The sequence below is a fragment of the Halosimplex halobium genome, from assembly GCF_051414055.1.
In the GTDB taxonomy this organism is placed as follows: domain Archaea; phylum Halobacteriota; class Halobacteria; order Halobacteriales; family Haloarculaceae; genus Halosimplex; species Halosimplex halobium.
The window spans coordinates 1-24392 of sequence record NZ_JBLKNX010000023.1 but is presented as its reverse complement, the minus strand read 5'-3'; the positions used below and the strand labels follow the sequence as shown (position 1 = coordinate 24392).

Genomic DNA, 24392 nt, shown 5'->3' with positions numbered 1-24392 from the left:
GGCGATAAAGGTGTACGCCCCTCGTTCGGGAGAGTCGAGTACGACAGGATCCTTTGCCGCTCACATCGCTCCTGGGGGCCAGTACCGACCCCCTTCCACACCGACCCCCAGGGGCTTACGTCCGGGGTACAATGTCGGGGTATGCGACGCGTCATCGTCGACACGGACACGGCCGGCGACGACACCCAGGCGCTGGCGCTGTCGGTCCTGACCGACCGGCTGTCCGTCGAGGCCGTCACCGTCGTCGCTGGCAACGTCGACTTCGACCGCCAGGTCGAGAACGCGAAGTACACCCTCTCGCTGGTCGATGCGACCGATATCCCCGTCTACGAAGGCGCCCGCTCGCCGCTGGTCAAGTCCCACGAACACGCCACCGAGATCCACGGCGAGGGCGGGCTCGGCGGCGACCTCTTTCCCGACACCGACATCGACTCCGCGGAGGGGTTCGCGCCCGACGAGATCGTCGCCCGCTGTCGCGAGTCGCCGGGCGAGGTCACCCTGCTCTGTATCGGGCCGCTGACCAACATCGCGCTCGCGCACGCCCGCGAGGAATCACTCCCGGAACTCGTCGACGAGGTGTGGGTCATGGGCGGCGCCGTCGAGTGCCGGGGCAACGTCACCCCCGCCGCCGAGTTCAACGTCTGGGCCGACCCCGACGCCGCGAGGCGGGTCGTCGACGCCTTCGACGTGACGCTCGTCGACTGGGGGCTCTGCCTGCGGACCGCGCTCGGCCCCGACACCCTCGAGGAGATCGACGCGATCGACACCGACCTGGCGGACTTCTTCCGCGAAGTCACCAGGGTCGTCCGCGACCGGGGGGAAGCCGCCGGACTCGACGGTATCACCCAGCCGGACGGCCTCGCCGCGGCGCTGCTGGCCTACCCCGAGCTCCGCGAGCGCGTCGAGTCGTACCCCGTGACGGTGGACGACCGCGAGGGCCTGACCCGGGGGTACACGAGCGTCGATTTCGAGGGCGTAACCGACGAGCCTGCGGACACCCGCGTCGTCGAAGCCGCCGACTCGGAAGGGTTCGCCGACGTGATCCTGGCGATGTTGCGGGAACGGGACCCCGACGCCGTCTTCGAGTAACCGCTCCGTCCGACGACCGCGTCGCTCGCGAATTTGCTCCGGTAGAAGTGGGTTGGGGCGGATTTGAACCGCCGGCCTCCTCCATGTCAAGGAGGTGTCATAACCAACCTAGACCACCAACCCTCGCGTGCTTGCCTGCTGCATCTACGCGTTGACGGCAGGGATAATTGAAGGTTTCGAAGACGGCCCGCCGGTCGGGGGTCGATCCGCGGGACAGCGCCCTATTCAGTTCGACCGCTGTCGGGACGCGGCCGGGTGGGGCCCCGGCGGGGGACACCGCTCAGAACGAGAAGTCGTCGTCCTCCTCGCGCATTCCGGGGTCCTCGGCGGTGTCCCACATGTCGTCGGCGAACTCGTCGGCCATGTCGGTCTCGGTGACCTCCTCGCCGGTGTCGCGGGTGTAGGCGTCCAGTCCCATCGAGAGCAGTTCCTCGACCGCGGCCTCGCGGCTGACGAACTCCTCCTCGGTCATGCGTTCGAGCTTCGTGAACACGTCCTCCGGAAGTGATACTTCGACTGTGGGCATGGGTTGTCGGTTTACACTCGGGAGTCAAGTGTTTTGAGTATTTGGGCTGTGAGCGTTCCCCCGTCCACCCGGGCGGCCGATGTGACCGGTTACTGGGCGGCGGTGATCGACAGCTCGACGGTCGCCGTCGCGCCGCTCGACCCGCCCGAGGAGTCGGTCGACTCCGACCCCCCGTCCATCGACTCGGTTCCCTCCGCGTCCGTCGCAGTCGACTCCACGGTCGCGGTCTCGTCCGCCGAATCGGTCGGCTCCGGCGTCGCGGTCGGCGTCGGTTCCGGCGTCGGCGGCTGTGCACGCCCCATCTCGGAGTTGTCGAAGGTCAGGTAGTACGACCCCTCGCTGATGTCCGCCGACGAGGACCCCTCCATGTTGTCCTGGACGGTGTGCGCGGAGTTGTAGTTGACCTGGTACCCCTGCTCGAAGTAGTTGAACTCGCCCTCGCGGATCATCAGCACGTCGATGGCCGGCCCGCTCGTGACGGTGAACTCGTATTTGAGCGCGCCGCCGTCCGGGAAGGAGAACTGGTACGCCTTGTGCTCCCCGGCGGGGATCTCGATCGTCTCGTCGATCTCCTCGAAGATATCGGTCACGTCGGTGTGTTCGGGGAACGGTCCCGAGTTGCCGCCGCCCCCGCCACCGCCGCCGCCACCGCCGCCACCGCCACCACCGCCACCGCCGCCACCACCGCCACCGCCGCCTGCGGAGCCACCGTTTCCACACCCCGCAAGCGCCGAGAGACTTGCTGCACCCATCGCCAGGACTGCACGACGTGTTCGAGCCATGGGGCCAGATACCGTCTTCCATTACAAATATGTGTCGACCACTAACACACGCGTTAGCGGGGACGAACGGTGTGTCTTCCGCCGGGGTAGGGTCACGCTACCGACGACCGGACCCCCCTCCCGCCCGTTCGCGACCGGCCGTCGGACAGTCCCGTTACATTCGAGCCGGACGACTGCCTGTCGCCCATGATCGGTGTCGCCCGGCAGAACGGGGCGTAAACCGCCGGGTCGGTCGTGTCGGTGGGTTTCCGCGGCGTTCTCGGGATCAGTAACTACCCTTCAGCGCCGGCTTGAACCGCGAAACCACCGGTTGAACCGGGGATCCGGGGGAAACGCAACCCCGGGTTTATGTAGGTAACCGAGAAGCGTGTGGGTACCACCGCGCAACCGCGCGGGGCTATCCATGCACATCAACGGGCTACGTTCGGACGACGACGCGGTGTCGCCGGTCATCGGCGTCGTGCTGATGGTCGCGATCACGGTCATCCTCGCGGCCGTCATCGCGTCGCTCGTCCTCGGGTACGGGAACCAGACGGGACCGCAGACGCCGACCACGACTTTCGAGGACGAGTACACCCCGGTCCCCGGCCACGCGGGGTCGGGCTACGCGACGATCGCACACGGCGGCGGCGACTCGGTCGCGTTCGACACGCTGTACGTCCGCGGGTCGGGGTTCAACACCTCGGACACCGCCCACGGGAACGTGCAGTCGTCGGACTCGCTGGACGTGCAGGACGAGTTCTACGAGGACGGGACGGAGGTCCGGCTCCACGTCAACGAGACCGGGTTCTGGCCCGCCGACCGCACCTCCGACGAGGACAGCCGGATCGTCGTCGAGGACTCGATCAACGTCCCCGTCGACCGCGACTACGAACTGACACTGGTGTACCGCTCGCCCCAGGACGAGACCTCGTCTATCGTCTACACCGCCGAAGGCCCCGGCGCCTGACCGGGACCGTTCTCTCCCGTGGACGGGTCGTCCGTCGAATGCTCCGCCCGCAGCCGTGACGCTCGTCGGCTGACGAGCGTGCAGAAAGCTCGAAGCCGTTACGCTCCTCGGCTAACGACCGTGCAGAAACTGAGTGGGCCAACGCGGATTTGAACCGCGGACCTCCCGGTTATCAGCCGAGCGCTCAACCTAACTGAGCTATTGGCCCGTGCTCGGCGCATCCATACCTTCCCGATGGGGGACTTTAACAGTTACCCTTCGGCCTCGATAGCCGCGCCGTGTGGCGGTTCTGTGGTACCGTCCCACAGGGTCGCCGTCGCGCCGTGGCGGTGTCGGTCGCTTCGTCGAAGCCGCGGCGGCTGTTCAGTCGAAGCCGCGGCGGTCGTCGGAGTCGTCGTCCTCGAAGTCGATGTCGTAGGCCTCCTCGTCGAGGTCGTAGGCGTCGCCGTCGGAGGGCCCGGCGGGGCCGGGGCCCTGACCGCCGACGTTGGGGCCACCGTCCCCGCCGAAGGGGAAGCCGCCGATGTAGACGTTGCCGGTGGCGAACCCGCCGCTCTTCTTGTCCATGTAGGGGACGAGTATCTTCTCCCTGACCACCCAGCGGATGGGTGCGCGGGTCACCGGAACGACCAGCAGGATGCCGATGGCGTCGGTCACGAGGCCGGGCGTGAGCGTCAGCGCACCGGCCACGAGCAGGAAGGCTCCGTCGATCAGCTCGTCGGTCGGGAGCTCGCCGGCGGCGAGTTTCTGCTGTATCTTCCTGACGGTGTGGCGCCCCTCCGCGCGGACGAGCAACATCCCGAGGAGACCGGTCAACACGACGACGAGCACCATCAGCGGGGCGCTGATCTGGGTCTGAGTCACCAGAAAGAGCAGGAGCAGCGAGTCCAAAAGCGGCACCAGCAACAGCAACCCCAGATACCGGAGCATACCCCGACTTGTCACCGACGCCCCAAACACTTTTCGAGGCGCTCGATCCGGCCTTCGAGGTCCGGTCTCGCCGTGTTCTCCTGTCTCAGTGGTGGTTACCGCACTCGCCGGTGAGCGCTGAAAGCCCTCGGCGCGCTCGCGGTCGCTGAGGCGGGATATCCGCGCTCTCGGCACCGCCCGCGCGGGTAGTGCCCGCTCAGGCGACTACACGAGCGCGAGCGCGCCTCGCCCGTTCAGTCCGCCGGGAGAGCAAGCTCTCCCGAGCCCGCGCTCACACGTTCGCGCGGACGCCAGGGACCGCGACCGCACGACGCCGTGACCGCTCCGCACAGCACCGCAGACAGCCACGAGCCTCCCCAGCCGATTGCGCTCCGCGCGCCTGCGGCGTGCGGTGCTCATCCCTCGCGCGATTCCGTCGCGGCACGGAGGCCGCGACAGCGCGCGCCACGGCAGAGGGATGGACCCCGGCGTGTTCCCCGCGGGGGTGTCCCATCCCGTTTCGACGGGACACTCGGTCCCGGGCTACCGCTCGCGGAGAGTCACTTCGAGCGGTTCCTGTGGCTGGAGGGTGATCTGCATCGAGAGGTCCAGCGGCGGTTCGGTGACCGCGTCGAACGCAAACCGGGCAGTGAGCGTCGCGAGCACGAGCTTGGCCTCCATGAGGGCGAAGCGCATCCCGATGCAGTGGCGCGGGCCGCCGCCGAAGGGGTAGTAGGCGTACTCCGGCAGGGACTCGCGGAACGCGTCGGTCCACCGCTCCGGCCGGAAGGCGTCGGGGTCGTCGTACCACCGCTCGTCGCGGTGGACGACCCACTGGGGCATCGAGATGGTCGACCCCTCGGGGATCCGGTAGCCGCCGAGTTCCACGTCCCGCGTGGGCTCGCGGAAGACGGTGTAGGCCGGCGGGTAGAGCCGCAGCGCCTCGTCGACGACCCGGTCGAGGTAGTCCAGCTCGAACAGGTCGGCCGCACCCGGCCGCTCGGCGTCGGCGGCGCTGCCCTCGCTCCCGTCGCCCAGGGCCGAATCGAGTTCCCCGTGGAGGCGGGCCTGCCGCTCGGGGTCGTTCGCGAGCAGCGTAATGGCGTACGAGAGCGTGAGCGCGGTGGTCTCGTGGCCGGCGAACAGGAAGGTAAAGAGGTGGTCGCGGATCTGCTGCTCGGAGAGTCCGCTCCCGTCGGCGGGCTCGCCGGTCCCGTCGTCGGGGTCGATGGACAGCAGGATGGAGAGGAGGTCGTCGAACTCGTCGTCGCTGGCGCGGCGCTCGGCGACGATGTCGGCGATGGCGTCGTCGAACTCGGAGACGGCGCGGCGACACCGACGGTTAGCGGGCGTGGGGACCCACAGCGGGAGCAGCGCGGAGAGCGAGCCGGCGTCGAACCGGTCGGAGATGGCCGCGGCGGCGTCGCGGATGGCCGACTCCCGGCCGCGGATGTCCACGTCGAGCAGCGTCTTCGCGAGGATTTCGAGGGTGAGCGTCCGCATCTCCTCGCTGACGGCCAGCGGGCCCGCGTCGGCGTCGCGGTCGGCCCACGCGTCGGCGCGCTCGTCGGCGAAGCGGGCCATCATGTCGGCGTAGGACTCGACGCGGTCGCGGTAGAAGGAGGGCTGGAGGGCACTGCGGTGGGCCTGCCAGGCCTCGCCCTCCATGAGAAAGAGGCCGCCGTCGGCGATCTGGCCGAGCGAGTCGCGGATGATCGACGCGCGGCGGTAGTCGGCGTCGTCGGTGACGAGCACCCGCTCGATGTCGGCGGGGTGTTTGAGCATGTAGCCGTCGCTCGTGGCGACGCGGTAGGCGACCACGTCGTCCTCGTAGGCGGCGCAGCGGGCGTAGAACGCCAGCGGGTCCCGGAGGAACTGGAGGGTGTTCCCGACCACGGGGACCCCGTCGGGGCCGGGCGGCCGGTCGCCGACCGTGGACTCCCGGAGCGCTTCTGCGTCCGTCCCTCCGGTCCCGTCGGCCGCGTCGTGGGTTGCCATCGAGTGACGGTAGGCGCTCCAGCGGTATCGTCCTTCGGCCGGGTACGCTCGACTGTTTATATGGCGGCGACGCCGGGCGGGGGCGCTCACGGGACGGACAACGCAGTCCTTATGCGGGCCGTTCCAGTACATCCGGCGATGACAGTCATCGGGATCGTCGGGCTGCCCGGCAGCGGGAAGAGCGAGGCCGCCGCGGTCGCGCGCGAGGCGGGCGTCCCCGTCGTCACGATGGGCGACGTGATCCGCCAGGCCTGCCGCGACCGCGGGTTCGACCCCGCGACCCACCACGGCGAGATGGCCAAGACCCTCCGGGAGGAGAACGGCCCCGACGCCATCGCCCGGGAGTCGCTCCCGCTCATCGAGGACCACCTCGAAGACGCGGACACCGTCGTCGTCGACGGCATCCGCTCGGACGTGGAGGTCGAGCGGTTCGTCGAGGCGTTCGGCGACGAGTTCACCCTCGTGGAGGTCCACGCGCCCGCCGAGCTGCGCGCCGAGCGCCTCGACCTGCGCGGCCGCGACGCCTCCGCCGAAGAGGGCGGCGAGTCCCTCGAAGAGCGCGACGAGCGCGAGCTCGGCTTCGGCATGGGCGAGGCCATGGCGATGGCCGACGTGACCGTCGAGAACGACGGGAGTCTCGCGGAGTTCCAGGCGGCCGTCGAGCGCCTGCTCGCCGACGGTCCCGGGGCGGTCGCGGACGACGCGAACGAGGACGACACCGACGAATGACCACACGGGAGACACAGCCATGAGCACCGTCTACTCCGTCGACGTACAGATCACCGCGCCGGTCAACGACACCGAGGTGACCGACAGGGTCGCCGACGCGGTCACGAACCTCTTCCCCGGCGCCGAGGTCGAGCACAGCCACGGGGAGATCGTCGCCACCGCCCACGAGATGGAGACGCTCTCGGAGTCGCTACACCGCCAGGAGATCCTCGACACCGCCCGCGGCGCCTTCTTCGAGGACCTGCGCGGCGACACATTCTCGTTCGACCTGAAGAAACAGGCCGCCTTCCAGGGCGTCGTCAACTTCGCCGTCGGCGACCCGAGCGAACTCGGCGACATCCACGTCCGGGTGCGCGTCGACGAGCCCGACGCCGAGTCGTACATCGACCACATCGCCCCGCCGACGAAAGAGGGCAAACCGGTCGACCCCGACGGGTAGCGCCCGATGGCGGCAGTCTTCTTCGACGTCGACGGGACGCTCGTCCGCTGGCGCGGCGACTACGCGGACGTGCTCGCCGACGCCTTCGAGCGGGCCGCGGGCGACTCCCGCGACGCGTGGCTCGACGGCTACGACGAGCGGTTCTTCCACCACTTCGGCGCGTTCGCCGACGACCCCTACCGCCGCGCGTTCGCGGACGTGTGCGACGACCACGAGGTCGACGCCGACCCCGAAGCCCTCGCCGAGGCGCTCGTCGCCGCGGAGTTCGACGCGGTCGAACCCGCCCCGGGCGTCGAGTCGGCGGTCGCGGCGCTCGCCGACCGGCACACGCTCGGACTCCTGACCAACGGCCTCCCGGACGTGCAGTTCGGCAAGGTCGCGGAGATCGGCCTGCTGGAGCACTTCGACGTTCGCGTCGCCTCCCACGACCCCGAAGTCGAGGCGACCAAGCCCGACCGGGACATCTACGAGGCGGCGAAGGCCCGGGTCGACGCCGAGCGGTACGTGATGGTCGGCGACGACCGCGAACCGGATATCGACGGCGCGCGCGAACACGGCTTCGAGACCGTCCACGTCGACGCGACCGCCGCCGACCTGTCGGCGCCCGATTTCCGGACGCTGGCCACGCTGCTCTGACTCGTCCGTTCTCTCCCCCCGCCGTCGCAGTCAGTCGTCGTACCAGCTGACGAAGACGGCGATCCACTCGCCGAGCTCGCGCCGGCGGGTCACGCGGACCGACTCGACCCACTTGACCCACTGGAAGCCGCGGCGCCCGGGCGCGACCAGCCGCAGCGGCGCGCCGTGGCCGTGGCTGAGTCGCTCGCCGTCGACGTGGGTCGCCAGCAAGGCGTCGCCGGCCTCCGAGAGCGGCAGGCTCCAGCGGTAGCCGGTCACCGACCGGAACTGCACCCAGGCCGCCCCATCCCCGGGGTCGGCGGCGTCGAGAAGGTCGCCGACGCGGACGCCTCGCCAGTCGTGTTCGGAGTACCAGCCGCTCGTGCAGTCGAGGAGGGCGCGCCGCTCCGCGGGGTCGACTCCGGCTGCGTCGACTCCGGCCGCGCCGTCTTCGGGCGCCTCGTCCCCACCCCCGGTCACGTCCCGGTAGGACAGTTCCAGCGACTCGCGCACCCGCCCGTCGACGGTCAGCGACCACGCCTCGCGGTCGACGGGGTCGGGGTCGTCGGCGACCCACGAGGTGACGGGGAAGCCGTTGCCGGCGTCGCTGCCCCGCTCGCGCGAGCCGGTGAACCGCCGCTCGGCCCCCGCGGTGTCGAAGACCCGATTGGCCACCTCCTGCGCCTGCCACGCGACGGCGCCCGACCCGACCAGCGCGGCGTACCGCAGCGCGTTGCGCCGGTCGGCGACGGACTCGCGCGTCGGCAGCGCGAGCCGCTGGCGCAGGTGGACGAGCAACAGCAGCGGGACGAGCAGTCCCAGTCCGATGTGGAGGTTCAGCAGCCCCCACGGACCCAGGTCCAGTCGCCCGCCGAACACCCACCAGATACCGGTCGCCAGCGCCGCCGCCGCGACAACGCCCAGCAGCGCCGACAGCAGCCGCGTCGCGTCGAGGGCGCCCGGCCGGAGCCGGTGGCGCACCCGCCGGAGTTTCCAGGCCAGCAGGACCACCGTCGCGAGCCCCGCCACCGCGTGGGCGTCGAACACCCAGGCGCCCGCCGGCCGGCCGGAGACGAGACTCACCGCGCCGGTCGCGAGCAACAGGACCACCGCCGCGAGCAGGGAGGCGTCGACGACGCGCGGCGGCGGTTCGATCCGCGGCAACCGTCCCATCGGTCGCCGTTAGGACTCGACCGGCTTGACTGGCGGGGTCGGCCCGCCCGGTCGCCGGTCAGTGTGTCCGTACTCGGCGGGCGCATCTCGTGTCACCGTGACAGCGGGCGGCCCGAACGGGTCCCGGAAAGCGCGCCCGTCACGGTTCGGTTTGCACCTCTTTCCGCCCGGTCATCCGCGTCGGGTCCAGGCGGAAGTCTCTGAACGTGACGTCCTCCCGCGGGCGGTCGAAGATGTCGACTCGCGGGATATCTACCGCCCACATCCCCTGTACGGCGAGCGTTTCGTTCGGTAGGTCCGTCACCTCTTCGAGCGTCCCCGCCGCGACGACGCTTCGCCACCCGTCGCCGGTCCGGGCATACGACGCGAACGAGACCGGACTGTCGATGGCCGTCTCTTTCCCACTGTCGGGTGGGAAGGCGAGCTTGAAATAGAACTGTTCCAGTTCCCCGTCGTACCCGTACGAAACCGGTAGCAGGAACGGCGGTTCCTCGACTCCCGTGGAGAACGAAATGACACCCGTGCCACCCTGCCCGAGGAACTCGTCGCGTTCGGCCTCGCTCATCTGAATCCATCGAAGGCCTTGCATACGGACTCGTTGGCGTCCAGCCGCAAAAGAAGTTGCGTGGTTGATAAGTGTCTGTCGTGGACTGGGTACCACGCGGTGCGAGACCCTTCGTAGACGGGTTGGAAGTGGGACGTACCCGACCGCGGTCGCCGTCTCGGATGTGCCGCGCTAGCGTCTCGTAGTACCCCCATTCTCAAGGGTAGGCCGGTCGAACGGCCGACGCGATGCTTCGCCCGCCCGCAGTCACGGAACTGATGGAGGACGCGGAGACGGCGCCGCCCGACGAGTCCGCGCTGGCGGTCGCGCGGCGGCTCGACGAACCCGGCGTCGAGGCGGTCGTGGTCGTCGACGCCGGCGAGGTCGTCGGCATCGTCACCGAGGCGGACGTGGTCGCGCTGGTCGTCGAGGACCGGAACCCCGGGGAGCTGACGGCCGCGGACGTGCTGTCGAGCCCGGTCCACACCGCCGCGCCCGACGAGTCGGTCGTCGACGCCGCCGAGCGCCTCCGGACCCACGGGATCGAGGCGCTGCCGGTCGTCGACGGCGGCGAACTCCGCGGCGTTGTCACGACGACGCGCTGTTCGCAGTACCTCCCGCACGTTCGCCGGGCCGCGCCGGAAGCCGGGGACGACGGCGACCGCGTCCGCGAGACCGAGCGCGCCGACACCGCCTACGAGAGGGCCGACTGGTCGTTCGAGTACGTCGGCCACCCCGACAGCATCGAGGTGGGCGACGTGGTCCGGTTCTCGAAACCCCTCGACGAGGCGGAGGTCGAGGCGTTCGCCGACGCCAGCGGCGACACGAACCGCCTGCACCTCGACGACGAGTACGCCCGCGGCACCCGCTTCGGCCGGCGCATCGTCCACGGGACGCTCGTCGCCGGGGTCGTCAGCGCCGCGCTCGCCCGGCTCCCGGGCCTGGTCGTCTACCTCTCCCAGGAGGTCAGCTACCTCGGCCCGGTCGACATCGGCGACCGGGTCACCGCCGCCTGCGAGGTGGTCGAGGCGGTCGGCGAGGACCGCTACCGGCTCACGACGACCGTCACCGACGGCGACGACGAGACGGTCGTCGACGGGGAAGCGGTCGTCCTCGCCGACCCGATCCCCGAGACCGCCTGACCTGGGCAGGGGCGGGGCGGCGCGACCGCGGGGTCACTCATTGGTCCGCGGCGCCGAGCGCGTGGACGGTCCCCGTCCCGTCGCCGACGTAGACGCGGCCGTCGACGACCGCCGGGGAACTCGTCACGCGACCGCCGAGCGCGGCCCGCCAGCGTTCGCTCCCGTCGCCGGCGTCGAGCGCCAGCACCGACCCGCCGTCGGTGCCGACGTAGACGCGCCCGTCGACCACGGCGGGCGAGGACTTGACGGCCCCGTCGGTCTCGTGGCGCCAGCGCTCGGTCCCGTCGGCGGTGTCGAGCGCCAGCACGGCGCCCGCGTCGGTCCCGACGTAGAGGGTGTCGTCGGCGACCGCGGGCGAGGAGAAGACCGGGCCGTCGGTCTCGCGGCGCCACCACTCGGTGCCGTCGAGCGCGTCGACGGCGGCGACGCCCCCCGGACTGGCCCCCGCGTAGACGACGCCGTCCGCGACCGTGGGACCGGACCACGTCCGGACCCCGCCCGGGCCGACGTAGCGCCACTCCTCCCGCCCGGTGTCGGCGTCGACGGCGTAGACGCGGCCGGCGTAGCTCCCGGCGAACACCCGCCCGTCGGCGAGCGCGACGGGGGAAGCGACGCCGAGGAACCCGCCCGCGTCGAACCGCCACCGCTCCGACCCGTCGGCGGCGTCGACGGCGTAGACGCGCCCGTCCGTCGCGCCGAACCGGACCGTCCCATCCGCGACGACCGGCCCGCCCCGCACCGCCGACGGCCCGACGCGGTCGCCCGCGACCGCGAACGACCACCGCTCGCGACCGTCGGCCGCGTCCAGCGCCGTCAGCGTCCCGCCCTCGTCGCCGCAGTAGACGACCCCGCCCGCGACCGTCGGCGTCGCGCGCACCGCCGCGCCCGTCTCGCGGGTCCAGCGCTCGTCTCCGGACGTGTCGTCGGACGCCGCGGGAGTGCCGGCCCCCGACGCTCCGGTGCCCGACGCGGCCAGCGCGGTGACCGTCCCGGCCCCGCTCCCGACGTAGGCGGTCCCGCCGGCCACCGCGACCGACCCGCCGACCGCCCCGCCGAGATCGGCCGACCACGCTGGTTCGACCGCCGACCCCGAACCGGCGACGGGTCCCGTACTCCCGGGCCGCCACCCCGTGTGGGCGTCGTCGCCCTGGACCACCGGCCACCCGTCCGGCGGCGCGGGTGTCGCCGTCCGCCCGTCGCTCCCTCCCTCCCCGGATGTCGCCGTCTCCCCACCGGCCTGTCCGCTACCGGGTACAGCGCTGTCCGCCCGCGGGTCGCCCTCGTCGGTCGCCGCGCTCTCGACCGGCGCGGGCGTGACGGTCGACCCGTCGGGAGCGTCGAACAGCGAGCAGCCGCTCAGCGCGCCGGCGCCGAGCGCCAGCCCCCGCCGGAGCAACCGCCGTCGCGACCACGCCGGGTCGTCCGCGTCCTCGTCCGCACCCCGAACCATGTGAGCCCTCTCGCGGGCCGTCGGCAAAAAGTCGCGGGGCGCGTGCGAGCGCACCCGACCGCGACCGCCGCCATCGACCAGGTTCGACCGGAGCGGCGGCCACCCGGTCGACCGGAGCCGCGGCTACGCGGTCCGAGGCGAGCGCCGCTACACGGCTGGAGCCGCGGCTACGCGGCGTCGAAAATCGCAGAAGAACCGGTCGCAGTTACAGCAGCCCCGTCTTCTGGAGCTTCATCAGGTCCTCGGTGTCGAGGGTCTCGCCTTCCTTGAACTTCTGGTAGATCTCCTCGGCCTCCTCGCGGGCGGCCTCTTCTTTCTCCTGGCGGGCCTCGCGCTCCTCTTCCTCTTCCTTCTTGTCGAGCTCGCGCAGGCGCTTCTGGACGCGCACGAAGTCCTCGTGGTGCTGGTCGGCGGCCTCCTGGGCCTCCACGAACTTCTCGTGCATCTCGTCGGCCTCGTCGCGGATGTCGTCGGCCTCGCGGTAGGCCTCGATCATCTGGTTGTGGTGCTCCTGGGCCTCGTCCGCGAGTTCGGTGACCTTCTGGTGGTGCTTGGAGGCCTCCGAGCGGATCTCCTCGGCTTCCTCCTTGAGCTGTTCGAGGTCGCCGCCCTGGTTGAGCTTCTCCTTCTTCTCGGCGAGCTTCTCGCGCTTCTCCTCGATCTTCTCGATGAGCTCGCGCTCGTCCTCGGCGGAGAGAACCTCCGTCTGCTGTTTGAACTCCAGGTCCTCGATCTCCTCTTCGAGCTGCTCGATGTCCTTGCCCTCGTCGAGCTCGAGGTCGTCGCGCTTCTGCTCGACCTCGTCGAACAGCTCGTTGGCCTCGGCGTTGAGCTCGTTGCGCTTCTCCTTGTGCTCCTGGACCTGCTGGTTGAGCTCGTCGCGCTTCTCGCGGTGCTCCTGGGCCTCGTCGACCTTCTCGCGGGTCTTCGCGTTCAGGTCGTCGCGCTTGGAGGCCCGCTCGGAGGCCATCTGGTTGAGTTCGTTTCGTCGATCCCGGAGCTGTCCCGCGAGCTTGATGAGCTCGCCCTTGGACTTGTTCTCGAGATCGTCGTCTGTGACCGATACGTTCTTGGATTCGTCTATCGAGTCTGCCATAATTGTACCTCTATGCCATACCCGCTCCGGCGACCGACAGGGCCACCGCTACGAAGTGGCTGACGCCGACAACAAGGGTGTCCTGTCATGCTGGTCGGAGTGCGATACAGCCTGAACGCCGGAGACGTTCTGGTATCTGGACATTGCGCCTCCCCCTGTTTAAATATTCCGGTGGCCTATGTGGCTGTTTCACACCCCGACGCGCCCGAGAACGGCGCGTCAGGTCTTACCACACGGTAGAGGTGGCTTATAAACGGTAGACGTTCTCGACGCCGGCGTCGCCGACCCGAACGGAGAGTTCGACCGACGAGGCCGACTCCGGGACGGAGACCGTCCCGACGACCGCCCGGGCGCCGGCCTCGACCGTCGCATCGACCTCGCCGGACTCGTCGCCGGCCGTCCAGCGGACCGTCCCCGAGATCGCCTCGGGCGCGTCGTTGGCGACGACCACGTCGCACTCGCCGGGGGAGGCGCCCACGAGGAACGCCTGGACCGGCTCGAACGCCGCCGCGAGGCTGTCGGCCGCCGTCTTCTTCGACCCGTCGCGGGCGTAGACGCCCATCCCCGCGTCGCCGGCGTCCCGGAGCGCGTTCGCGACGACGACCGGCGCGCCGTCGGTCCGCAGCCGCTCGGCGACCCCGCGGACGAGTTCGGCCTGGTAGGCCTGGGAGGCCTCGGGGTCGTCGCTGCCCACGACCGCGTCGTGTTTCGCACGGTCGAACCCAGCGAGGTCGGGACCGTCCTCCTCGTCGCCCTCGGCCGGGTCGACGCCCTCGGGCAGCGACCCCGCGCCGAACTCCCCGACGGCACCGTCCAGATCGTAGCGCTCGCGGACCCACTCCAGGTCGTCGACGCCGCCGTAGTCCCAGCCCGGGTACAGCGCCGCCGCGTCGGGGTCCGTCCCGGGCTCGCCGACGACGGGGTACACCGCGACGCCGTCGGGGACGGCCTCCGCGACTTCCTCGGCGGCGCCGCGGTCGTAGTCGGCCCGCCACACCCGGTAGCGGAAGCGGAGCCGGTCGAGCAGTCCCGACCCGACCCGCCCGGCGAACGTGTCGGTCGGCTCGTCGTGGACACCGACCGCCGCGAGGCTCGGGTGGTGGGCGTACGTCCCGACGAGCCGTTCGGCCAGGTCCGCCCCGCGCGCGATGTCGAACACGCCGGGACCGGTCAGCGGCAGGTCCTGCCAGACGAGCAGCCCGGCCTCGTCACAGGCGTTGTACACCGCCTCCGGGAGTGCGTGCGCGTGCGCTCGCACGAGGTTCGCGTTCACCTCGACCGCCCGGTCGACGTCCGCGACGGTCGCGTCCTGCAGCGCGACGCCGCGGACGGGCACGTCCTCGCCGTTGACGCGCAGGCCGCCCGCGTCGGTCGCCTCGACGGTCGCGATCCCGGTCGTGCTCGTCCGCGCGGCGTCGCCGAGCTTCGCCCGCACCTCGTAGCGACCCTGGCGGCCCATCCCGCGGGGCCACCACAGCGACGGGTCCCGGACCTCGATGGACTTCTCGACGACCGCCCGTTCGCCGGCCGCCGCCGAGACGCTCGCCCGGTCCATCATGCCGCGGCCGCGGCGCTCGCCCGCCGGCTTGGTGGTGAGCGTCAGCCGGTCGTCGAGCGACTCGCCGGCGTACACCTCGACGGCGGCGTCGATGGCCGCCCCCTCGTCGGTCGCGCGCGACCGCAGGTCCACGTCCACGACGAACGGGTCGGGGTGGGTCGTCACGTCGACGCCCCACCAGATCCCCGGGACCGACCGGTCGGCGGGGACCCGGTCGGTGTCGTGGATCCCGCCGAACCGGTCCTCGGGCGCCCGGCACTCGACGACGAGTTCGTTCTCCGCCTCGGGCTCGAAGGGCACCCGCACGGGCTCGAAGACGGCGTCGGGCTCGGCGACCAGCTCGTCGTTGAGCCAGACCTCGGCGGCGGCGTAACAGCCGCGCAGTTCCAGCAGCGCGAGGTCGTCGTCGGGGTCGCGCGGGTCGTCGAAGACGGTCCGGTAGGCGACCCGGTCCTCGCCGGCGAACGCGGCCGGCCGGCCGGGGACCTCGACCGGCCGCCACTCGCCGGGCGTCGGCTTGCCGCCGCCGGGGTCGACCGCCGCACCGCTCCACTTGCTCGGCATACCAACGTCCGCGTCCCCCGGTGGTATATCAGTTACGTCGGACGGTCGGCGAGCCACACCACCCCGACACACTCTGTCCCGACTCCTCCCGGCCCCGTCCCGACCGCCACTCTCTCGCCCCCCTTCACCCCGTTTCACTTTCGCTCGCCGGACCGCCGTACGGGGACGGGTACCCCAGCGCTGTCGTGCGATTACACTTTCACCGAGGGTACGGCTCGGGTTGATATGTCCCCGGGTCGAACCTCGAGGTATGTTGAGCGAGATAGCCTGCCGGTGCGAGGCGGCGAACTGTTCGCGGAAGCTCACCGACGGCGACTGCATGCTCGTCTTCCGGACCGACGGCGGGGAGCGCCGCGCCTACGAGTGCGAGTGCGGGCACGTCACGGTCACCGTCGCCGCCACCGGCGAGTGAGCCGTCGGTCGGCGGGCCCGCGCCGCGAGTCGGCCCCTCGCGACCGGCCGCCGGTCCGCGTCCGTCGCGGGTCGACTTCGACTCCCTGAAGTAGCGGCGTCCGAACCCTCCCACATGACCGACGACGCCGCCGACGCCACCGACGCCGCCGCATCGACCGGTGGGTCTGCCGACGAGAGGGACGCGGACGCCGACCTCGTCGAGGTTGTCCGCGCCCAGGGCCACGAGAACGTCACCGCCGAGCACGTCAGCACGCTGGAGTTCACGAGCGACGACTTCCTCACGCCGGCGGGCGACTGCATCCTCGCGGTCGAGGCCGACCGCGTCCCCGCCGACTTCGACGAGGCGTTCGTCGACGCCTGCCGGTCGCACGAGGCGACGATCACGGCGACCATCGAGGCCGGGGGCCACACCCACGAGGTGACCGGTCGCGGCCACCCCGACCTGTCCTTCGAGAACGAGCGCAGCCACGTGGTCCGGACGAGCGACTACGTCGACGACCGGACCGTGCTCGTGGGCGCCGACGGCGCGGCCGCCGACGTGGACCGCGACCTCGTGGCGGCGCTGGCCGACGGCGCAACGGCGACGCTCCGACTGCGTGTCGACTCGGCCTGATCGGCGTCGCCGCACCCACCGCTGGCGCGCCCCACCATCGTGCCCGCCGTCACCGCGCCGACCGCCACCGCCTCCCCGGCCCTACTCGTGTAACCTTCGTTATCACCTCTCGAACTTCGGGAAGAACCCTTATATTCGTTTGCAGACACGCGTCGCCATGGCCGACTCGACTGGTCAAGCCAGGGGGCGCGGTACCGTGAGCGTCCTGCAACACTGGGCTGCGGAGAACTCGGCGGCGCTGGACCACGTCATCGAGGCGTTCGGGCGCCGGAGCGACGGGATCCGGGTCGACGACGACGCGGCGCACATCTCGACGCTCCGGCTGCACGTCAAGAGCCGGATCCTCAGAGAGAACCCACCGGACGTGTGGTCGGACTGGCCGGGGTTGAACCTCTCGCCGGTCGTCGAGGCCGGGGCGGTCGCCGACGTGACCGACCTCTGGCGGGAGAGCGACATGGAGTCCGCCTACGGCGAGGGGCCCAGGGAGGCCGCGCGGTTCGACGGTCGCTATCGGTGCGTCCCGCTGGACATCTACCGGATCAACAACCTCTACTACAACACGGACCACCTCGCCCGCGCCGGCGTCGATATCGACGCGCTCGCCGGTCCCGACGACTTCCTCGGGCTGCTGGACCGGCTCGACGACGCGCTGGAGGTGCCGCCGATGCTGATCGGTGCGAAGGACCCGTTCGGACCGCTGCAGCTCTGGGAGACGTTCCTCGTCGCCTACGGGGGGCCCGCGACCTACGAGGCGCTGCTCGACGGCGAGGCCCGGGCCAACCGCGAGACGGTCCGCGAGGCCGTCGCGGGGCTGGAGGCGGTGCTCGAACGTGTCCCCGAGGACACGAAGTTCCTCGCCTCCGAGGAGGCCGACGCTCGCTTCGCCGCCGGCGACGCCGCGCTCTTCCACAACGGTACCTGGGCCATCGGTCGCGTCGGCGCGACCGAGGGGTTCGACTTCGGCGAGTCGTGGGAGCATCGCCCGTTCCCGGGCACCGGCGACCAGTTCCTGATGAATATGAACGCGCTGGTCCCCGCGGCCGCCGCCGACGACCCCGACGCGGTCACGGAGTTCCTGCGGTTCGCCGGCTCCCGGGAGGGGCTGGAGATCTTCAACGCCGAGGTCGGCGCCGTCCCGCCGCGCGACGACGTGCCGCTCGACAGCCTCCACCCGCTGACACAGCGCCTCGCCCGGGAGCGCGAACGGACCCGCACCCTCCAGTCGCTGACCCACGGCCTGGGCGTCGCGCCCGACCGCCTCGTCGAATGCAAGGAGATCGCCGCCTCCCACCTCGCCGACCGTGACGTAGCCGAGACGACCGACCGGTTCGTCGACGCCCTCGCCGCGATCGGCGAGTGACCGACCGCCCGGTCGCGGGAACTCAGGCCCGGGTCGCCTGCAGGAGTTCGCTCCCCGGGTCCCGCCGCAGGCCCGTCCGCTCGACGTCCTCGAAGCCGGCCGCGCGGAGCCAGCCGGCGACCGCGTCGGCGTCGTGGACGCCACGGCCGAGCGTCGCGCGGTAGGTCAGCGAGACCAGCGCGACCGCCGCGCGCCCGACGTTCATCCGGCCGCCGCCCTCGAACTGGTCGAGGACGACGATCTGTCCGCCCGGCGCCAGTGCCCCGTGGACGCGCTCGAACAGCGCGCGCACCTCGGCCGGGTCGTGGCCGTGCAGGACGTTGAACAGCAGGACCGCGTCGTACCCGCCCCCGATGTCGTCTGTGCGGTAGTCGCCGCCGCGGGTCGTCAGCCGGTCGGTCAGGCCGCGCTCGCGGGCCTCCGCCTCGGCCACGTCCAGCGCCGCCGGGTTGTCGAAGACGGTCGCAGATAGCCCGGGGTTGCGCTCGCACAGTTCCGCCGCATAGAAGCCGTGGCCGCCGCCAAGGTCCAGCAGCGTCGTCGCGCCGCCGGGGAGGTCGAGTTCGTCTGCGACCGGATCGACCAGCAGCGTCGCGGCCGCGCGGAACCCCCGCTGGGCGGTCGGCCACAGCTCGGGCTCGTCGTCGAGCCACTCGTAGAGCGTCAGCGGCGGGCCGCCCTCCCGGACCGCCGTCTTTGGGCGTCCCAGAAAGGGAACACCACGTCCCGCCAGAAGACGAACCACGGCGCGAGGTTCGCCTCGCCGTCGTCGGTGAGCCAGCGCGCGGTCGAGGCGGTCCGGACGAACGCCTCGCCGTCGCGCTCGACGTAGCCGTTCGCCGCGAGGGCGCCGAGCAGGTCGCCAAGCGCCGCGGGGTCGGCGTCGATCCGGTCGGCGAGCGCCGCCGGCGTGTGCGGTTCGGCCAGCGCGTCGAACACACCGAGGTCGTGGGCCAGCGCGAGCGCACGGAAACTCCCGGCGCCGAGCAGGTCCAGCATCGCGGGGGGCGCGCGGTCGAGGCGGAACAGCGCAAGCCGTTCGAGGGCGTTCGGGCGGACGGGCATCCCCTCGAACTGGGGTCCGGCCGCGGATAGCCGTTCGGGTGCGCGGTCTGTACCGTTAAGGCGATGCGGGACCCGGTTCCGGGTATGACCGACGACCCGGAACCCCAGGAGAACATCAGCGGGGGCGCGGCCGGCGGCGGCGAGGCCGCGGCCTTCGAGCCCGGCGACGCCGAGACCCGCGCGGAGGCCGTCGTCGACCGCCTCGGTGACATGTACTGGCAGAAGGCCTACGGCGGCCGGGACGGCTTCGAGTGTCTCGTCCGCACGATCCTGAGCCAGAACACCTCCGACGTGGCGAGCCAGCCCGCCCACGACGCCCTGATGGACCGCTACGGACCGGACGGCGAGGCCGGCGGCGGAGACCTCGCCGAGTCGCTGGCGGAAGCGGACCAGCAACGGCTCGCCGAGACCATCTCCTCGGCCGGGCTGTACAACCAGAAGCCCTCAGTAAAGTAAAGAAACATTATTTACGCCAGCGCATCAGCTTTCCGCCGCAGCGATGGCGGAAACAACCCAAGTGAACGTCAAAGTCCCAGTCTCGATGAAACAGGACTGGGAGAAGTACATCGAGGAACACGAGGAAGCCACATCGCTATCCCACCTGATCCGACTGTCGGTGCAGCGCGAGGTCAGTGGCGAGCGCGGGTCGAACGTCGACATCGACCCCGAGGACGTTGAACTCGACGTCGACGTTGATTTCACGCAGTTGGAATCGAAGATCGATAACATCGACTCGAAGTTGGACGAGCTGCGGAGCGCGGTACACTCCCTTGAGGCCGCCGAGTTGACCGACACGGAAGATGTGCAGGAGATTGCGGACAAGATATACGACACGATGCCGCGTCGGTCGGCGGAGACGGAGAGCAGAGAGCGCGACCTTTCGCCGCGCGAAATTGCGAGAATGAAGATTATCGATGACGTTGAGATGCGGATGGATCGCGGACAGTCCCTGAAGGACTTCGCGGAGCAAGAGAACTTCTACGGGCTGGTTGAGGCGTACAAATTGTACTTCGAGACAGACGACTACACGATGCAACGCGCCTTGGAACGCGTGCAGGAATACAGCAGCCGCGTTCACGTCGTGGACGATCTCGAATACACGGTTGTCTTCGAACAGGAGTGATCCACCTATGAAGAACGTCACACGGGACAAGTTCGATCACAAGATCAACTACGAGTTCTGCGTCGCGCACCGAAACAAGGTCGAAGAGGGCACCCTGACGGGGTATCGATGGACGGTCAAGAGCTTCCTTGAGCACATCGAGGGGGAGGGAGTTGACCTTGAAAACATCGACTGGACGGACATCGACTCGTTCATCGATTCGATGGTCGAGGAGTACTCGCAGTCCACAACGAAGACGAGGTACAACCACCTCAGGTCGTTCATCAAGTGGCTGCGTGCCCGGAAGGGGTACTACACCGACTCCGAGCAGCTACCCATCGACTCACGCCATCTCGAAATCAAGGAGTACATCGACAGAGGGGAGACAAAAAAGGGGAACGAGGCATCATCAAAGGAAGGAGTCGTCTTCGTTGAGGCGGGCGAGTACGAGTTGCTGAAGGAAAACGTGCCGGCGCCGAAATTCAGAAACGAGTTGATTCTGAAAATGCTGTGGCATCTCGGCCTTCGGCGGATGGAAGTGACCGAGATGCAGATCACGCCGGAGATGCCGCACAAGGACGAGTACGGCAACATCGACTTCGGTGACAACGAGATCACCGTCCCGGATGTCAAGGGTGGCGGACGTGAGCTTTGGTTCCGTGACTCGCTGGCCGCGCCGCTGCGGCGGTGGATCGAGTCGGAGCGTCAGGCCGTCTACTACGCCGACGAATCCCAGTACCTGTTCCCATCGCGGAACAGCGAGCAACTCACCCCAAAGCGGGTCACGTCGATGGTCGATCAGGCCGCGCAGAACGCTGGAATACAGTCCACGGTCTATGTCGATGCCAACGGCAACGAGCGACGGCGGATCACACCACACGCTCTCCGACACGGATATGGCGTCAGACACGTGCGGAACGGTACTGACGTGCGGACTCTCCAGCAGCTAATGGGGCATCACGACATCAGCGTCACGCAACACTACCTACAGTTTAAAACAGAGGCGAGAAAGCGAGCACAGCACCGGAACGCACCCGAAGTGTAGTCATTAGTCGTTTGTCTAATCGGTGTACGTCTACGCCTGCGACCTTGACAAGTTTATACCCGCTCAAGCCAGTCCGCCGCGCCCTGCATCTGATAGTCCCCACCGTCTGGCGTCGCGGTTAGACTCGCTTCCTCAACCACGTCCTCGTAATACCTCTCCGTCACGCTGAGATGCTCGAATCCATCCACATCGACGTGGATGTTGAGCGTCCCCATATCACCATCATCCGAGCTGATGTGGGTCTTCGTCTCCACCTCACCACGAACCTCACGCCGAACCTCACTATCATTCGATGCCGCATCCACGTCACCGAGCAGACCAGTCACAACCCCGCGCACCAGCACCTCGTCGCCTTCCTCAACGTCCTGCAGCACCTCGTACACGTCCTCGGGATTCCAAACCGTCGATCGCACGTCCACGTCCGCAACCCTGCCGATCACGTCCCCATCATCCTCGACTCGATGACCGCCGAACACGCTTCGCAGCGTGATGAGCTTTTCACTGCGGAACGGCACGTCCAGCGCCATCATTCCATCTTCGGGGAACACGTCACGGATCACTCCCGAGAACTCGCTGCCGTCTTCCAGTTCGATGTCCGTGACATCTCCGCGGTCGGCACTCCCAAGTTCAGAGACGTTCACCGACATACACGGTGGATTATAGAGCCTTCCCAGTTAAAAGTGAATCAACCGACAACGAGGGAGCGCAGCCACCCCAAAGCGCCGCCGAAGCGGCCCGGGGCGAATCTACGCGGTCACGGGACTGGCCCGCTTCTCCTCGTCCTCTACAGGTTCCCACTCGTCCACCTCGACAACCCCCCGTTCCACGTACATCACCTTGCAGATGCAGCTGAGAACAACCTCACCGTCCACCTCACCGCGGACGACGCGCCCGTGACAGTCGGTACACCGCATATCTGTCTCCATCTTACCTAACAGTACGCTGTCAAATCGTTTAAAACAATCGACAGAAGGAGTGACGGTTCAGTCGAGACTCTTCTCCAACTTCCGAACCATCTCCTCAACCCGCTCCGCATCCTCTCCATCCAGATACGGTATCACACGCTCACCTTTCTCGATCTTATTCCGAAGCGCAACAGAAGACGCATCAACGAGAATCATCTCCTCAACATCCTCTACGTAGCCGTCAACACTCCACCCGTCACGCCGAATCGGAACGATGTTGTCGGGAGGATCAATCGGATCGTTCGAGTACCGATCATCAGCCATCGACTTGTACTTCTTTCTCGTCCTGCTATCGAGCGATCCGAACGCTGTCATTGCACTATCCCAGAACCCCTTCCGCTCCGATGTCCAGCTTCCACACGTCTCGTCGCTTCGATTGAACACATCCCACCGCTGAACAGCCGCAAGCACGTTCACCTTGAAGTTCACGCTCTTGCCGCTGAACTCCTCGTACTCGACGTGCTCCGGGGCGATGGCGGGCTTATCGTACTTCTCCATTACCTTCTCCAACATCGGCTTACGAAGAACGAAGTCGTCCTCGTAGTCGTGAGGATCATACAGCTCTTCCTCGTAGCCGTCATCCTCGCTGTCATCACCGGTGAGCGACAGTTCACGGCGCTGGAACTCGTTCTCGATGATGTCCTCGACGGTGGCCGTGATCTTGCCGTGTCCGTCGTGTGGACTGTCCTCGACGATCTTCCTCAGCTTGGCTTCAGTCTCGTCGTCAAGGTCTGCACGCAGGCTGTAAGTCACTCCACCCGATGTTTTACCACCCTAACACTTATACTTTGTTCAAAACAAAGTGTATGTGTGCGGTGTGGATTGAATCTCCGGGGACTATTCCAACCATCTTGTTCAAAAACAAAAGAAAAGAACGCGTCTGGTAATACCTTGTCTGACACTTAGCCTATGTCGCTCGCACACGTTGCCGCTGGATTGACGGTTGCTTCGCGTTGTCGGAGTCAGACCGTTGCATCGGACGCACATCTGAAGCGACGTTTTCGACGTGCCTGCTCTGACGGGCGTTGCTCGTGGTGGCCAGAGAGGCTCGGTGGGGACGGCAGCCTAGGCCAACCATCTCATCCTAAACTTTCCCATAATACACACTTTAAATTACTTTTACTAGAAAGAGTATAGTAGGTAGGTAAGGCTGGTGGTGGTTTGTTCAAAGGGACAACAATAATGCTCACGTCCCCCGACTCATCTTCACGACGACTGACTCAGACTCCCACCCCCACTCCTCACGTTACACACATATACTTTGTTTTGAACAAAGTCTGGAAGACGTGAGGAACAGTCAACGACTCTCTCCACGACTGTCGCTCCGGACTGCTGGCCGTCGCGCTCGTGTCCGTCGTTTCTGACGCTTCCGCCGTTCCGCACGTTTCTCTCGTTCCGCACGTTTGAAACGTCGATCTCGTCTCCAACGTCAACTCGCGGCCGACGCTAACGCGCACAGGCACGTGCAGACGCGCATAGGCGCACCTGTTCGACTCTTTCCACTCCGCGCCCTATCCGTCGCGTCGGAGATTGATTCGAAATTCGGCCTTCTATGACCCTCTCTGAGAGTCGCGTGCTTGTAGTGATGTTCACGAGGGAACAGTATCACTTCGGATCGGGGCCCACGGCAATTTGACATTCTGAACTTTCTAATACCGGAAGGTGGTCAGACGACGGGGTTTTCCGCGGGACGGCCGTACACACGTGTGCAGATGAGCAGTGTAGGCAGGAGGGAGCGTCCGTCGCTCCCCGACTGCATCTCAGCGGTAGAGCAGGATCAGATGGTAGTCGTCGAAACCGATGCGGGAATCGAGTTTCAGGTGTACGTGACCGTGATGGATTGGAATCCCGATCCGTTCGCGTTCCGCGATGGAGTGAGGGAGTGGCGGTTGGATGTTGGCATCGAGGTATATGACGAGGAATGTGATCTGGGAGCGGTTGAGCACCCTGTTGGTGATATCAGGACGACGTGGCACCATCGGGATGGATGGTCTGATGCCGTGGTGTCGGTTGCCGAGTTGCCTGATGAGTTGGATATCGATGATTTCGAGGATTACGGCGAGTATGAGAGCGAGATGGTTTACGAGGAAGTCGGTGAAGTCGTTGACGTGCGTCGGAGTTGAAGCCAGCGCGGTTTTCCTTTTTACGCTCTTCTGTAGAGGATTGTTGGTGAGTTGGAGCAGTAGCTGGAAGTCACAGCGGGCAAGGGTGGCGCGGCCGCGCCACCCGACGAACAATGTTCCCATTGCAAACGTTCGTTTCGGA

General features: G+C 68.2%; 26 protein-coding genes, 2 tRNA genes and 1 pseudogene. 12 read left to right on the top strand and 17 right to left on the bottom strand.

The window, feature by feature from the left end:
- The first annotated feature begins 141 nt into the window (after positions 1-141).
- Positions 142-1089, top strand: coding sequence for a nucleoside hydrolase (locus ACMGFG_RS20975; RefSeq protein WP_436932252.1), 948 nt, complete (start codon positions 142-144; stop codon positions 1087-1089).
- Between the two features lie 48 nt (positions 1090-1137).
- Here the strand turns inward: ACMGFG_RS20975 and ACMGFG_RS20970 are convergent.
- The 3 genes from ACMGFG_RS20970 to ACMGFG_RS20960 form a co-directional block, all read right to left on the bottom strand.
- A tRNA-Val gene (locus ACMGFG_RS20970) sits at positions 1138-1212 on the bottom strand.
- 157 nt (positions 1213-1369) lie between these two features.
- Entirely contained in the window at positions 1370-1615 is a 246-nt protein-coding gene (locus ACMGFG_RS20965) for a DUF7120 family protein (RefSeq protein WP_436932251.1), read from the bottom strand.
- Between the two features lie 89 nt (positions 1616-1704).
- Positions 1705-2397: a hypothetical protein gene (locus ACMGFG_RS20960; protein ID WP_436932250.1), complete on the bottom strand. Its 693-nt coding sequence runs from the start codon at positions 2395-2397 to the stop codon at positions 1705-1707.
- Positions 2398-2800: 403 nt separating this feature from the next.
- Here ACMGFG_RS20960 and ACMGFG_RS20955 point away from each other — a divergent pair, with 403 nt between their 5' ends.
- A complete protein-coding gene (locus ACMGFG_RS20955) occupies positions 2801-3346 on the top strand; it encodes a type IV pilin domain-containing protein (RefSeq protein WP_436932249.1) in 546 nt (181 codons plus the stop codon).
- Positions 3347-3480: 134 nt separating this feature from the next.
- On the opposite strand, the gene ACMGFG_RS20950 is transcribed toward ACMGFG_RS20955, so the two are convergent.
- The 3 genes from ACMGFG_RS20950 to ACMGFG_RS20940 form a co-directional block, all read right to left on the bottom strand.
- Positions 3481-3554, bottom strand: a tRNA-Ile gene (locus ACMGFG_RS20950).
- Between the two features lie 155 nt (positions 3555-3709).
- Positions 3710-4276 (bottom strand): FxsA family protein, encoded by a 567-nt coding sequence (locus tag ACMGFG_RS20945; RefSeq protein ID WP_436932248.1) that lies wholly within the window; start codon positions 4274-4276, stop codon positions 3710-3712.
- 522 nt (positions 4277-4798) lie between these two features.
- On the bottom strand, positions 4799-6253 hold the full coding sequence (locus tag ACMGFG_RS20940) for a cytochrome P450 (RefSeq protein WP_436932247.1): 1455 nt from the start codon (positions 6251-6253) through the stop codon (positions 4799-4801).
- A 138-nt stretch (positions 6254-6391) separates the two neighbouring features.
- On the opposite strand from ACMGFG_RS20940, the gene ACMGFG_RS20935 reads away from it, so the two are divergent.
- From ACMGFG_RS20935 to ACMGFG_RS20925, 3 genes are read left to right on the top strand one after another with little or no spacing between them, the layout of a single operon-like run.
- Positions 6392-6982 carry an AAA family ATPase gene (locus ACMGFG_RS20935; protein ID WP_436932246.1) on the top strand — a complete coding sequence of 197 codons (591 nt, stop codon included), beginning with the start codon at positions 6392-6394 and terminating at the stop codon, positions 6980-6982.
- Positions 6983-7001: 19 nt separating this feature from the next.
- Positions 7002-7421 (top strand): RNA-binding domain-containing protein, encoded by a 420-nt coding sequence (locus tag ACMGFG_RS20930; protein ID WP_436932245.1) that lies wholly within the window; start codon positions 7002-7004, stop codon positions 7419-7421.
- 6 nt (positions 7422-7427) lie between these two features.
- Positions 7428-8057 (top strand): HAD family hydrolase, encoded by a 630-nt coding sequence (locus tag ACMGFG_RS20925; protein WP_436932244.1) that lies wholly within the window; start codon positions 7428-7430, stop codon positions 8055-8057.
- Positions 8058-8087: 30 nt separating this feature from the next.
- Here ACMGFG_RS20925 and ACMGFG_RS20920 read toward each other — a convergent pair whose 3' ends face one another.
- Both ACMGFG_RS20920 and ACMGFG_RS20915 read right to left on the bottom strand, forming a co-directional pair.
- Positions 8088-9209, bottom strand: a complete 1122-nt coding sequence (locus tag ACMGFG_RS20920; RefSeq protein ID WP_436932243.1) for a molybdopterin-dependent oxidoreductase — start codon at positions 9207-9209, stop codon at positions 8088-8090.
- 139 nt (positions 9210-9348) lie between these two features.
- The gene (locus ACMGFG_RS20915; protein WP_436932242.1) at positions 9349-9798 is read right to left on the bottom strand and encodes a pyridoxamine 5'-phosphate oxidase family protein; all 450 of its coding nucleotides are present in this window, start codon (positions 9796-9798) and stop codon (positions 9349-9351) included.
- A gap of 203 nt (positions 9799-10001) precedes the next feature.
- Here ACMGFG_RS20915 and ACMGFG_RS20910 point away from each other — a divergent pair, with 203 nt between their 5' ends.
- A complete protein-coding gene (locus tag ACMGFG_RS20910) occupies positions 10002-10895 on the top strand; it encodes a MaoC/PaaZ C-terminal domain-containing protein (protein WP_436932241.1) in 894 nt (297 codons plus the stop codon).
- Between the two features lie 37 nt (positions 10896-10932).
- Here ACMGFG_RS20910 and ACMGFG_RS20905 read toward each other — a convergent pair whose 3' ends face one another.
- From ACMGFG_RS20905 to ACMGFG_RS20895, 3 genes are all read right to left on the bottom strand, one after another.
- Positions 10933-12345 (bottom strand): outer membrane protein assembly factor BamB family protein, encoded by a 1413-nt coding sequence (locus ACMGFG_RS20905; RefSeq protein ID WP_436932240.1) that lies wholly within the window; start codon positions 12343-12345, stop codon positions 10933-10935.
- Positions 12346-12550: 205 nt separating this feature from the next.
- On the bottom strand, positions 12551-13441 hold the full coding sequence (locus ACMGFG_RS20900; RefSeq protein ID WP_436932239.1) for a coiled-coil protein: 891 nt from the start codon (positions 13439-13441) through the stop codon (positions 12551-12553).
- A gap of 247 nt (positions 13442-13688) precedes the next feature.
- Positions 13689-15563, bottom strand: a complete 1875-nt coding sequence (locus ACMGFG_RS20895) for a glycoside hydrolase family 2 protein (RefSeq protein WP_436932238.1) — start codon at positions 15561-15563, stop codon at positions 13689-13691.
- A gap of 250 nt (positions 15564-15813) precedes the next feature.
- Here ACMGFG_RS20895 and ACMGFG_RS20890 point away from each other — a divergent pair, with 250 nt between their 5' ends.
- From ACMGFG_RS20890 to ACMGFG_RS20880, 3 genes are all read left to right on the top strand, one after another.
- Positions 15814-15975, top strand: coding sequence for a hypothetical protein (locus tag ACMGFG_RS20890; RefSeq protein WP_436932237.1), 162 nt, complete (start codon positions 15814-15816; stop codon positions 15973-15975).
- Between the two features lie 114 nt (positions 15976-16089).
- Positions 16090-16590 (top strand): DUF371 domain-containing protein, encoded by a 501-nt coding sequence (locus tag ACMGFG_RS20885; RefSeq protein WP_436932236.1) that lies wholly within the window; start codon positions 16090-16092, stop codon positions 16588-16590.
- Between the two features lie 157 nt (positions 16591-16747).
- Positions 16748-17950: an ABC transporter substrate-binding protein gene (locus ACMGFG_RS20880; protein ID WP_436932235.1), complete on the top strand. Its 1203-nt coding sequence runs from the start codon at positions 16748-16750 to the stop codon at positions 17948-17950.
- Between the two features lie 22 nt (positions 17951-17972).
- Here ACMGFG_RS20880 and ACMGFG_RS20875 read toward each other — a convergent pair whose 3' ends face one another.
- Complete coding sequence (locus tag ACMGFG_RS20875) at positions 17973-18695, bottom strand: SAM-dependent methyltransferase (RefSeq protein WP_436932234.1); 723 nt, start codon at positions 18693-18695, stop codon at positions 17973-17975.
- The gene (locus tag ACMGFG_RS20870) at positions 18614-19015 is read right to left on the bottom strand and encodes a methyltransferase family protein (RefSeq protein WP_436932233.1); all 402 of its coding nucleotides are present in this window, start codon (positions 19013-19015) and stop codon (positions 18614-18616) included. The genes ACMGFG_RS20875 and ACMGFG_RS20870 overlap by 82 nt, the downstream gene beginning before the upstream one ends.
- A gap of 84 nt (positions 19016-19099) precedes the next feature.
- Between ACMGFG_RS20870 and ACMGFG_RS20865 the strand changes: the two are divergent.
- The 3 genes and pseudogenes from ACMGFG_RS20865 to ACMGFG_RS20855 all read left to right on the top strand — a co-directional run.
- Positions 19100-19456: pseudogene (locus ACMGFG_RS20865) on the top strand (endonuclease III domain-containing protein); the annotation flags it as partial.
- Between the two features lie 58 nt (positions 19457-19514).
- Positions 19515-20138: a hypothetical protein gene (locus ACMGFG_RS20860; RefSeq protein WP_097008558.1), complete on the top strand. Its 624-nt coding sequence runs from the start codon at positions 19515-19517 to the stop codon at positions 20136-20138.
- A 7-nt stretch (positions 20139-20145) separates the two neighbouring features.
- Positions 20146-21162 (top strand): tyrosine-type recombinase/integrase, encoded by a 1017-nt coding sequence (locus ACMGFG_RS20855; protein ID WP_097008559.1) that lies wholly within the window; start codon positions 20146-20148, stop codon positions 21160-21162.
- 53 nt (positions 21163-21215) lie between these two features.
- On the opposite strand, the gene ACMGFG_RS20850 is transcribed toward ACMGFG_RS20855, so the two are convergent.
- The 4 genes from ACMGFG_RS20850 to ACMGFG_RS20835 form a co-directional block, all read right to left on the bottom strand.
- Positions 21216-21809, bottom strand: a complete 594-nt coding sequence (locus tag ACMGFG_RS20850) for a hypothetical protein (protein WP_097008560.1) — start codon at positions 21807-21809, stop codon at positions 21216-21218.
- A gap of 99 nt (positions 21810-21908) precedes the next feature.
- The gene (locus ACMGFG_RS20845) at positions 21909-22088 is read right to left on the bottom strand and encodes a hypothetical protein (protein ID WP_436932232.1); all 180 of its coding nucleotides are present in this window, start codon (positions 22086-22088) and stop codon (positions 21909-21911) included.
- A 57-nt stretch (positions 22089-22145) separates the two neighbouring features.
- Complete coding sequence (locus ACMGFG_RS20840) at positions 22146-22880, bottom strand: hypothetical protein (RefSeq protein ID WP_436932231.1); 735 nt, start codon at positions 22878-22880, stop codon at positions 22146-22148.
- Positions 22881-23887: 1007 nt separating this feature from the next.
- Positions 23888-24392 (bottom strand): hypothetical protein (locus ACMGFG_RS20835; protein WP_436932230.1); only part of this gene is annotated, 505 nt, incomplete at its 5' end.

What these genes read in the sequence shown, in the direction of transcription:
- ACMGFG_RS20975 (WP_436932252.1), top strand. Translation starts at nt 142, where the DNA reads ATGCGACGCGTCATCGTCGACACGGACACGGCCGGCGACGACACCCAG.
- ACMGFG_RS20965 (WP_436932251.1), bottom strand. Translation starts at nt 1,615, where the DNA reads ATGCCCACAGTCGAAGTATCACTTCCGGAGGACGTGTTCACGAAGCTC.
- ACMGFG_RS20960 (WP_436932250.1), bottom strand. Translation starts at nt 2,397, where the DNA reads ATGGCTCGAACACGTCGTGCAGTCCTGGCGATGGGTGCAGCAAGTCTC.
- ACMGFG_RS20955 (WP_436932249.1), top strand. Translation starts at nt 2,801, where the DNA reads ATGCACATCAACGGGCTACGTTCGGACGACGACGCGGTGTCGCCGGTC.
- ACMGFG_RS20945 (WP_436932248.1), bottom strand. Translation starts at nt 4,276, where the DNA reads ATGCTCCGGTATCTGGGGTTGCTGTTGCTGGTGCCGCTTTTGGACTCG.
- ACMGFG_RS20940 (WP_436932247.1), bottom strand. Translation starts at nt 6,253, where the DNA reads ATGGCAACCCACGACGCGGCCGACGGGACCGGAGGGACGGACGCAGAA.
- ACMGFG_RS20935 (WP_436932246.1), top strand. Translation starts at nt 6,392, where the DNA reads ATGACAGTCATCGGGATCGTCGGGCTGCCCGGCAGCGGGAAGAGCGAG.
- ACMGFG_RS20930 (WP_436932245.1), top strand. Translation starts at nt 7,002, where the DNA reads ATGAGCACCGTCTACTCCGTCGACGTACAGATCACCGCGCCGGTCAAC.
- ACMGFG_RS20925 (WP_436932244.1), top strand. Translation starts at nt 7,428, where the DNA reads ATGGCGGCAGTCTTCTTCGACGTCGACGGGACGCTCGTCCGCTGGCGC.
- ACMGFG_RS20920 (WP_436932243.1), bottom strand. Translation starts at nt 9,209, where the DNA reads ATGGGACGGTTGCCGCGGATCGAACCGCCGCCGCGCGTCGTCGACGCC.
- ACMGFG_RS20915 (WP_436932242.1), bottom strand. Translation starts at nt 9,798, where the DNA reads ATGCAAGGCCTTCGATGGATTCAGATGAGCGAGGCCGAACGCGACGAG.
- ACMGFG_RS20910 (WP_436932241.1), top strand. Translation starts at nt 10,002, where the DNA reads ATGCTTCGCCCGCCCGCAGTCACGGAACTGATGGAGGACGCGGAGACG.
- ACMGFG_RS20905 (WP_436932240.1), bottom strand. Translation starts at nt 12,345, where the DNA reads ATGGTTCGGGGTGCGGACGAGGACGCGGACGACCCGGCGTGGTCGCGA.
- ACMGFG_RS20900 (WP_436932239.1), bottom strand. Translation starts at nt 13,441, where the DNA reads ATGGCAGACTCGATAGACGAATCCAAGAACGTATCGGTCACAGACGAC.
- ACMGFG_RS20895 (WP_436932238.1), bottom strand. Translation starts at nt 15,563, where the DNA reads ATGCCGAGCAAGTGGAGCGGTGCGGCGGTCGACCCCGGCGGCGGCAAG.
- ACMGFG_RS20890 (WP_436932237.1), top strand. Translation starts at nt 15,814, where the DNA reads ATGTTGAGCGAGATAGCCTGCCGGTGCGAGGCGGCGAACTGTTCGCGG.
- ACMGFG_RS20885 (WP_436932236.1), top strand. Translation starts at nt 16,090, where the DNA reads ATGACCGACGACGCCGCCGACGCCACCGACGCCGCCGCATCGACCGGT.
- ACMGFG_RS20880 (WP_436932235.1), top strand. Translation starts at nt 16,748, where the DNA reads ATGGCCGACTCGACTGGTCAAGCCAGGGGGCGCGGTACCGTGAGCGTC.
- ACMGFG_RS20870 (WP_436932233.1), bottom strand. Translation starts at nt 19,015, where the DNA reads ATGCCCGTCCGCCCGAACGCCCTCGAACGGCTTGCGCTGTTCCGCCTC.
- ACMGFG_RS20860 (WP_097008558.1), top strand. Translation starts at nt 19,515, where the DNA reads ATGGCGGAAACAACCCAAGTGAACGTCAAAGTCCCAGTCTCGATGAAA.
- ACMGFG_RS20855 (WP_097008559.1), top strand. Translation starts at nt 20,146, where the DNA reads ATGAAGAACGTCACACGGGACAAGTTCGATCACAAGATCAACTACGAG.
- ACMGFG_RS20850 (WP_097008560.1), bottom strand. Translation starts at nt 21,809, where the DNA reads ATGTCGGTGAACGTCTCTGAACTTGGGAGTGCCGACCGCGGAGATGTC.
- ACMGFG_RS20845 (WP_436932232.1), bottom strand. Translation starts at nt 22,088, where the DNA reads ATGGAGACAGATATGCGGTGTACCGACTGTCACGGGCGCGTCGTCCGC.